Below are 501 nucleotides of genomic sequence, written 5' to 3' on the forward strand. Positions count from 1 at the left end.
ATATTTTCTTGTTTTACTCCTCGCTTTATAAGCTCTGCATCATAATTCTTTTCTTCTATCTGTTTTAATGCTGCTTCAACTGTTTCTTCAAGCGTGCTTTCTTTTCTTGGATTTATCACTTTAAATTCTATTACTATTCCAGGAAGAACTCTTCCTTGGTACTTAGCATCGTTTTTGTCTATCGGCTCTAACATTATATCATATCTTCCAAAACCACTTTCGCGATTTGAGGTTATGATATAATTGTCTATCTGGTCTACCATAAGACCTAATACAAAGCCATGGAAAAAATTCTCCGGTGCTTTTTTAGAAGCTGTTTTCTTCCCTGAGTCAAATGAACTGAATGTATTTAATGCTACCTCATTCATATATACATTCATTCCCTCTATATCACCATTTATAAGTGCTTTTACAAACTCGTTTGTTTCATTTTTAGCAGGACTGAACCATCTGAGTATCATTTTCCTAAACATAAACAGTATTTCTCTGTTTGTAAGAGCC

Annotated in this window: 1 protein-coding gene; it reads right to left on the bottom strand. The window is 33.5% G+C overall.

What is annotated here, in order from left to right:
- Positions 1–473 (bottom strand): PD-(D/E)XK nuclease domain-containing protein (locus DWZ63_RS15520; RefSeq protein ID WP_182431561.1); only part of this gene is annotated, 473 nt, incomplete at its 3' end.
- Positions 474–501 lie beyond the last annotated feature (28 nt).

It is taken from the genome of Clostridium sp. AF34-13 (assembly GCF_003477845.1).
Classification (GTDB): domain Bacteria; phylum Bacillota; class Clostridia; order Lachnospirales; family Lachnospiraceae; genus Butyribacter; species Butyribacter intestini.